Annotated in this window: 5 protein-coding genes; 3 read left to right on the forward strand and 2 right to left on the reverse strand. The window is 76.9% G+C overall.

The annotated features are described in order from the left end of the window. Positions 1–40 precede the first annotated feature (40 nt). A complete protein-coding gene (locus ACFWIC_RS33810) occupies positions 41–3157 on the reverse strand; it encodes an AAA family ATPase (RefSeq protein WP_380520762.1) in 3117 nt (1038 codons plus the stop codon). Next, the gene (locus tag ACFWIC_RS33815; RefSeq protein WP_380520763.1) at positions 3154–4323 is read right to left on the reverse strand and encodes an exonuclease SbcCD subunit D; all 1170 of its coding nucleotides are present in this window, start codon (positions 4321–4323) and stop codon (positions 3154–3156) included. Before ACFWIC_RS33815 ends, ACFWIC_RS33810 begins: the two co-directional genes overlap by 4 nt. Before the next feature lie 203 nt (positions 4324–4526). Between ACFWIC_RS33815 and ACFWIC_RS33820 the strand changes: the two genes are divergently transcribed. From ACFWIC_RS33820 to ACFWIC_RS33830, 3 genes are all read left to right on the forward strand, one after another. After that, on the forward strand, positions 4527–5780 hold the full coding sequence (locus ACFWIC_RS33820) for a hypothetical protein (RefSeq protein ID WP_380520764.1): 1254 nt from the start codon (positions 4527–4529) through the stop codon (positions 5778–5780). Between the two features lie 208 nt (positions 5781–5988). Beyond that, positions 5989–6606, forward strand: coding sequence for a hypothetical protein (locus ACFWIC_RS33825; protein WP_329880544.1), 618 nt, complete (start codon positions 5989–5991; stop codon positions 6604–6606). Positions 6607–7046: 440 nt separating this feature from the next. Further along, positions 7047–7847 (forward strand): SGNH/GDSL hydrolase family protein, encoded by an 801-nt coding sequence (locus ACFWIC_RS33830; RefSeq protein WP_380356997.1) that lies wholly within the window; start codon positions 7047–7049, stop codon positions 7845–7847. Positions 7848–7930 lie beyond the last annotated feature (83 nt).

Below are 7930 nucleotides of genomic sequence, written 5' to 3' on the forward strand. Positions count from 1 at the left end.
CGCTCCCCGGCGTTCCGAACGCCCGCCGCCGGTCCCCCGGTCAGGCGTCCTCCCGCCCCGCCAGGGCCAGCGTGGAGCCGTGCCGGCCCTTGCGGACCAGCAGCTGGGTCGGGATGCGGCTCCGCAGGTCGGCGACATGGCTGACGATGCCGACGGCGCGGTCCCGCTCGCGCAGACCGTCGAGGACGTCCATCACCTCCTCCAGGGTGTGTTCGTCGAGGCTGCCGAACCCCTCGTCGATGAACAGGGTGTCCAGCGGCATGCCGCCGGCCTCGTCGGTGACCACGTCGGCCAGGCCCAGGGCCAGCGCGAGCGAGGCGAAGAAGCTCTCGCCGCCGGAGAGGGTCACGGTGTCGCGCTCCGTGCCGGTCCAGGCGTCCACCACCCGCAGGGCCAGCCCCGAACGCTTGGTGCCGGTGCCCCGGTCGTCACTGTGGACCAGGGTGTAGCGACCGCCGGACATCCGGACCAGGCGGTCGCTCGCCGCCGCGGCCACCTGCTCCAGCCGGGCCGCCAGGACGTACGACTCCATCCGCATCCGCAGCCGGTTCTCGGCGGACGTGCCGGCGGCGAGCGCGGCCAGCCGGTTGATCCGGCCGTACCGGGCCAGCGCCGGGGCGAGCGAGCCGGCCAGCTCGGCGAGCTGCCGTCCGATCCCGGCGAGCGCGTCGCAGCGGGCGCGCGCCGCGTCCCGGGCGGCGTGCGCCGCCCGCAGGCGGTCGGTGGCGGCGTGGAGCCGGGCCCGGGTGCCGGGCAGATCCGCCGGCGGGCAGGCCGCCGCCGAGGCGAGCTCCGGTTCGGCGAGCCGCCGCTCGGCCGCCGCCAGCTCGGCGCGGTGGCGTTCCAGCCGCAGCTCCAGCCGCTCGCGCTCCTCCCGGCGCAGCAGGACGGCGACGGCGTCCTCCGCGCTCGGGAACCCGGCCGCGACGGCGGCCCGCGCCAGCTCGCCCTCGGCCTCCTTCAGCCGGTACGCCGCCTCGGCCGCCGTCCGGGCCGCGCCCGCCAGGGCGGACACGGCCGACGCGAGGCGGGCCAGGCCGGCCGCGCGGGCGGCGACCGACGGCGCGCCGCCCCGGGCCGCCGCCACCCGGCCGCCCCGCTCCTCCCGCTCGGCGTGCAGGGTGCGGATCCGGGCGCCGAGCTCGGCACTCCGCTCACGCGCGTCGCCGAGGGCCGTGAGCCGGGCGGCCTGCTCCCGGGTGGTCTGCTCGATCCGTCGCCCGATCGCGCCGAGCCCCTCCGCGACCCGGACCCCCGTGCGGTGCTCCCGCTCCAGCCCACCGAGGGCCTCGGCCAGGGCGTCGGTGCTCTCCGCGCCGGCGGCCCCGGCGGCGGCGGCCTGGCGCACCTGGAGGTCGGCGAGCTCCCGTTCGGCGGTGTCGGCCGCCTGCTCGGCGGCCGTCTGGGCGGCCTGGGCGCGGTCCTCGTCGGCCGCGCGGACCTGCTCGCCGGACGGTCGGGCGGGCGCCGGGTGTTCGGGGGAGCCGCAGACCCGGCAGGGCGCCCCGGCCCGCAGCTGTGCCGCGAGTTCGGCGGCCATGCCGGCGAGCCGGAGCTCGCGCAGGTCCTGGCTGTGCCGGCGGGCGTCCAGCGCGTCGGAGCGCAGCGCGAGTGCCTGCGGCCGGGCCCGGTCGATCTCCCGCTGCAGCGCGTCCCGGCCGCGTGCGGCGGTCAGGCGGCCGGTCAGCTCGCTGCGCCGGACGTCCAGCCGGTCGACCTGCGCGGCCGCGTCCCGCGCGACGGACTGCTCCTCCTGGAGGGCGGCGAACCGCGCCTCGAAGCCGGACAGCCAGTCGGCCGCCTCCTCGGCGAGGTCGTCGGCGCGCTGCCGGTCGGCGGCCAGCGACGCCTGTGCGCCGTCCAGCTCGGCGCAGCGCCGCTCGTCCGCCGCCGCCGCCTCCAGCCGGACCAGCTCGGCGCGCAGCCCGCGTTCGGCCTCGGCCAGCTCCTCGGCCTCGGCGTGCGCCAGGGCGCGGCCCTCGCCGTCCGGGCCGCCGGCGGCTGCCAGGGCCGCGCGGTGCCGTCGTTCCTCCTCGCGGGCCGTCCGGTGGGCGACCGCGGCGGAGTCGCGCAGGTGCAGCACCGACTCGACCCCGACCGCCGCCAGGGCCGCGGTCAGCCGGCGGCGGTCGGCCGTCCGGGCCGGCTCGTCCCCGGCCAGGCGGGCGGCCTCGGCCACCGCCTGCCGGTGCCGCTGCTGCCGGTCGGCGAGCTGTTCGGCGGCGGCCCCCGCCCGCTGGGCCTCCAGGTGGGCCTCCTCCGCGCCGGCCAGCGCGGCCTCGGTCACGGCGAGCTGTTCGGCCGCGCCGCCGCGCAGCACGGCGGCCCAGCCGAGCACCCCGGTGGTGAGCTCGGTGCCGGCCTGCACGCCGGTCGCCGGGACCGGCTCGTCCTCGGCCGGCACCCAGCCCTCGACGGGTTCGGCGTCCGGGCCGGCCGCCTGTTCGGCCTTGCTGGCCAAGTCCCGCAGCCGGCGGCGGCCGGTCTGGACGGCCGCCTCCTGGGCCCGGCGCTGCTCGGCCAGCCAGGACTCGACGGACTGGAAGCGCTCGGTGTCGAACAGCCGCCGCAGCAGCTTGCCGCGCTCCTCCGAGTCGGCCCTCAGGAACCGCGCGAAGTCACCCTGCGGCAGCAGCACCACCTGGCAGAACTGGTCCCTGCTCATCCCGATCAGCCGGTGGATCTCCTCGCCGGCCTCCTGGTGCGACTTGCTGACCGCCCGCCAGCCCGGCCCGCCGCTCCCGTCGCCGTCTCCGTTCCCCCCGGACCCGGCCCCGGTAGCGTCGCCGCCGTCCGTCGACCACTCGCGGAGCAGGGTCTGGGCACGCTCGACCGTCGTGCCCTTGCCGACCTTCTTCGGCCGCGGCTGCTCGGGCAGCCGGGTGATCTCCAGCCGCCGCCCGCCGAGCGTCAGCTCCAGCCGGACCGAGGTCAGCCGCTTCGGATCGGCGTGGTCGCTGCGCAGCCGGTTGGCCCGCCGGGTGCCGGGGACCTCGCCGTACAGGGCGTAGCAGACGGCGTCGAGCACGCTGCTCTTGCCCGCGCCGGTGGCTCCCCGCAGCAGGAAGAGCCCGCCGGCGGCCAGCGCGTCGAAGTCGACCGTCTCGCTGCCCGCGAACGGGCCGAAGGCGGTGACGGTCAGCCGGTGCAGTCTCATCGGGGCAGCTCGGCCTTCCGGTCGGTGGTCTGCCGGACGCGTTCGAAGCCCTCGCGCAGCCAGCCCAGCTCGTCGGCGTCCGGATCGGCACCGGGGCGGACGTGCCGCAGGAAGCCCTCGGCGATCTCCAGGTCGGTCCGTCCGCTGACCCTGGCCGCATAGGACGGGGAGGCGTCCGCCGTCGTCGCCTCGGGCTCGAAGAGCAGCTGGAGGGTGTGCGGGAAGCGGCGTCGCAGCCGTTCCATCGGTTCGGTCGGACGGCTCGGGTCGGTGAGCGTCGCCTGCACCCACGCCTGCTCGGCGGCGGCGTGCCCCTCGTCGGTCAGCAGCTCGTCGAGCCGGCCGCGCAGCCGCGCCAGCGGCCGGGGCTGCGGGCAGTCGACCCGCTCGGCGGCGACCGAGCCGTCCGCCGCGAGGTCGACCAGCCACATCGTCTTGCGGTGGTCGGTCTCGGAGAAGGAGTAGGCGAGCGGGGAACCGCTGTAGCGCAGGTGCGGGGCGAGGGTCTGGCAGCCGTGCAGATGACCGAGGGCCGCGTAGTGCACGCCGTCGAAGACGGACGCGGGCACCGCCGCGACGCCGCCGACCGCGATGTCCCGCTCGCTGTCGCTGGGCTCGCCCCCGGTGACGAAGGCATGCGCCAGGACGACCGCCCGGGTGCCCGCCGGGCGGCCCGCCAGGTCGGCCCTGACCTGGTCCATCGCGGCGCCGAGCACCGCGGCGTGACCGCCGCGGGCCAGCCCGAACCGCTCCCGCACCAGCGTCGGTTCCAGGTACGGAAGCCCGTAGACGGCGACCGGTCCGTCCGCGTCCGCGAGCACGACGGGCGCGGCGCACTCGCCCGGGTCGGTCCGCAGGTGGACGCCGGCCCGGCCGATGAGGCCCGCGCCGACGCCCAGCCGGCGGGCCGAGTCGTGGTTGCCGCTGATGAACACCGTCGGCACGCCCAGGTCGGCGAGCCGGTGCAGGACGTCGTCGAAGAGGGCGACCGCCTCCAGTCCGGGCAGCGCCCGGTCGTACACGTCGCCGGCGACCAGCACGGCGTCCACGCGTTCGGACCGGACCACCGCCACCAGGTGGTCCAGGAACGCGCGCTGGGCGTCGTGCAGGCTCTCCCGGTGGAACGAGCGTCCGAGATGCCAGTCGGAGGTATGCAGCAGTCGCATGGTCCCCGACCATAACGGGCGTCACCGACAACGCGGTCCGGAACGGGGACGGCGGCCCGTCCGCCGTGACCTGCCCCGGTCCGGCGGAGGTCGCTCTCGGTCGATTGTCAGTGACGGTGTGTATGTTCGCGGTCGCCGGGAGCCCGCAGGTGCGGGGCGGTCCGGCGGCGACCGCGAGAACGACCGAACGGAAGGACACGGCCATGACCGGGCAGTTCCGCTTCCCCTTCCCCGACGATCTCCTCGATCTCCTCGACCACCTCGATCCCCCGGGCCTGCGGGACCGCCCCGGCCCCGGTCGGCGGGCCCGGGCCGGTGCTGCCGCGCGGCGGGCGGTGCGGCTTCGGGCGGCCGGTCCGGCCCGGCGCCGCCCCGGACCGGGGGGACCGGCCGCCGGTGGCGTGCCGGCCGGTCCCCCCGGTGGGCGTCCCCCGGGCGGGGGAGCGAGCGGCCCCGGGTCGGCCGGTCCGGCCGGGCCCGGTACCGGGGACCGGCGCCGGTGGCGACCGCGCGGTGCGCCGCCGCCGCAGCCGGTGGCGCTCGCGCTGGTCGTCCGCGCCGCCGACTTCGCCGACCTGTCCCGGCACGGCCTCTTCGGCGACCTGCCCTTCCGGGCCTACCTGAGGCGTGCGGCGGTCCAGCTCCGGGCGCTGTACGGCCAGGGTCTGGAGGTGCACCTGAGGGTCTTCGACCCGGCCGACTTCGAGGACTACTGCGAAGCACTCGGCTTCGACCCGGCGGACGCGGCGGCCCGGGTCGCGTACGCGGCCGATCCCGAGCTGGCGGGGGAGCCGTTCGTCTACGCGGGCCAGCGGCTGGTGGCGCTCCTCCCCGAACTGGCCGACGACCACCGGGCCAGGGTGCGGATCTCGGTCGCCATGGCCGCGCTGCTGTCGGCGGTCGGCGAGGGGCCGCCGGCGGAGCGGCGGTCGGCGGCGGTGACGAGGTACGCCGTCGGCGTCCTCCTCGCGCTGGCCGGGGGTGCGGGCGAGGGCGTCCACCTCGTGACGATCCGCTGCCACGGCCCCGAGGACGGCGAGGAGCTGTCCTCGGCGGCGGACGTCCGGGTGGAGCGCGGACGCCTCCGCGCGGGCGGGCGGGACACCGAGGCGTTCTGCGTGACGCTGGCGGCGGGTGTGGCCGGCGGCGGCGCGGGCGCGATGGTGCTGCACGGTGACCCGGCGGCGCCCGGAGGCCAGACGGTGCGCGGCTGGGCGCTCGACGGGGGCCGGCTGCGGCCGATGACCGTCCGGGAGGTGCTCGACTCGCTCGCGGACGACGTCGGCCGGGGCATGCCCTTCCCGCCGGCGGCGGTCCCGCTGCCGGGGTTCCCGCTCCCGCAGGCGCCGCCGGAGGGCCCGGATTCCTCCGCCGACCCGCCGCCGGGCGGTCCGGGCGCGCCCGGCGGACGGCCTACCGGCGCGCGGCCCGGGGAGGACGGTGGGCCCTCGGGCTGACCTGCCCTTTCGGTCCGGCGCGTCCACCGAGCGGCGCTGGGGACTGTTCATCGACCGCCTGTTCGGGGAAGATTTCGGGGAAGATCAACAGTGGGAACGGCCGGTGCCCCACGCCGCCGACCCCGCCGCTCAGCCCCGAACCGCGCGCACTGCGGGTCCACCCCGCGCCCCGTCGGTCCGGCGAGCCCGAGACCGAAAGGGGGGGCGCATGGGCCGGATCGAGTTCAGCGCGGAGGTCGCCGAACTGCTCGGGAAGGTGCGCCGTCGCCCCACCGCGGGGTGGCCGTGGCGGCCGGGCGAGCGGGTGCCCGCCGGGCTCCCGGTCAAGCAGTCCTGGGGGTGGCTGTTCGCCCCCGACGGCCGGGTACTGACCCTGGTCAACCCCAAGGACGGCATCGTCTCGCTCCCCGGCGGGTCGCTGGAACCGGAGGACGCCGGCGACCCGGGCTCCGCGCTGGCCCGGGAGGCGGCCGAGGAGGCCCAGGCACTGATCGGCACGCCGTACTACCTCGGCTACCTCTACGACCGGGTCGGTTCGGCCAACGGCGGGCACGAGTGCGCCCGCGTCCGGATGGCCGCCGCGCTGCGGGCGGTCGGCCCCAGCGCCCCGGACCCGGCCTCGGGGCGGCACTACCGGCGGCTGCTGGTCGCGCCCGGTCTCGCGGTCGAACTCCTCGGCTGGGGTGCGCCCGGGCTGCGCCAGGCCCGGGCGGCCGTGGCGACCGCCGTCCGGAGGCTGGGGGTGCCGGCCGCTGCCAACGAGGCCATCGAGGAGCTCCCGGTGGAGGGCTGCGAGGTGTTCCCCGGGGTGAATCCGGGGGCGTGAATCCGGGGGGCTCGGGCCTGGGGCTCGGGGCCGGGGCGCGGGACCGCTCCGCGCCACCGAGCCCGGGTCGGACCGAAGGATCGCTGACCGACCGTACGGGCACTGGTGGCCGCCGCGCCTGATCGTCCGTCGGCCGGTCGAACGGAGACCGCCCACAGGGGTGCGGTGACCTGACGTCGGGTCGCCACACCGCCGTCGTCCCCCCGTCGTCCCCGGCACCGCGCGTCGACGACCCGGGGCGCCGTGCCCCGGAGCTGCCCTCGTGTCCCCCGAACGGGTTGTCCGTCGCACCGGCGTGCACGTCGCACTTTCCGTCGCCGGCACGGCAGTTCACTCCATCGTTGTCAGACCGACTGTCAATTGCCTTGGCATGACCGCTTCCCGCGATACCTACCGCCTGGTATCAAATGATGTGACGCACGTCACTCCCAGGAGGTGTCATGCTACGTCCTGCCCGTGCCATGTCCGTCGCCACCCTCGCGGCGTTCCTCTCCCTGACCACCCTCTTCACGGCTTCCTCGGCCCAGGCCGCCGGCGTCAACTACGTCGCGCTCGGCGACTCGTACGCGTCCGGCCTCGGGGCCGGCAGCTACACCGGCGAGAGCGGCAACTGCAAGCGGAGCACCAACGCCTACCCGTACCTCTGGAAGAACGCGCACGCGCCGTCCTCCTTCGCCTTCGTCGCCTGCTCGGGCGCCAAGACCGGTGACGTGCTCAACAGCCAGCTCTCGGCGCTGAACTCGGGCACCACGCTGGTCAGCATCAGCGTCGGCGGCAACGACGCGGGCTTCGCCGGCACCATGCAGACCTGCGTGCTGGACTCCGAGAGCGCGTGCCTCAACGCCGTCGCCACCGCGAAGAACTACGCCACCACCACGCTTCCCGGCAAGCTCGACCAGGTCTACGCGGCCATCCACGCCAAGGCGCCCAACGCCAGGGTGGTCGTCCTGGGCTACCCGCACCTCTACAAGGTCGGCGGCAACTGCATCTTCGGCATCGGCGACACCAAGCGGGCCGCCATCAACAGCGCCGCCGACGTCCTCGCCGACGTGCTCGCCAAGCGCGCCGCCAACGCGGGCTTCGCCTTCGGTGACGTCCGCTCGGCCTTCCGGGAGCACGAGATCTGCGGCTCCTCCACCACCTGGCTGAACAGCACCACCCTGCCGGTGGAGGAGAGCTACCACCCGAAGGCCTCCGGCCACTCGGGCGGCTACCTGCCGGTCTTCTCCGCCCAGGCCTGACCGCCCGTCCGGCCGACCGCCCACCGCGCGGCGCTCACCCGCCCACCGCGCGGCGCCCGCCGGTCCTGCCCACGGGGCAGGAC

This window comes from Kitasatospora sp. NPDC127035, assembly GCF_042726075.1.
Lineage (GTDB): Bacteria > Actinomycetota > Actinomycetes > Streptomycetales > Streptomycetaceae > Kitasatospora.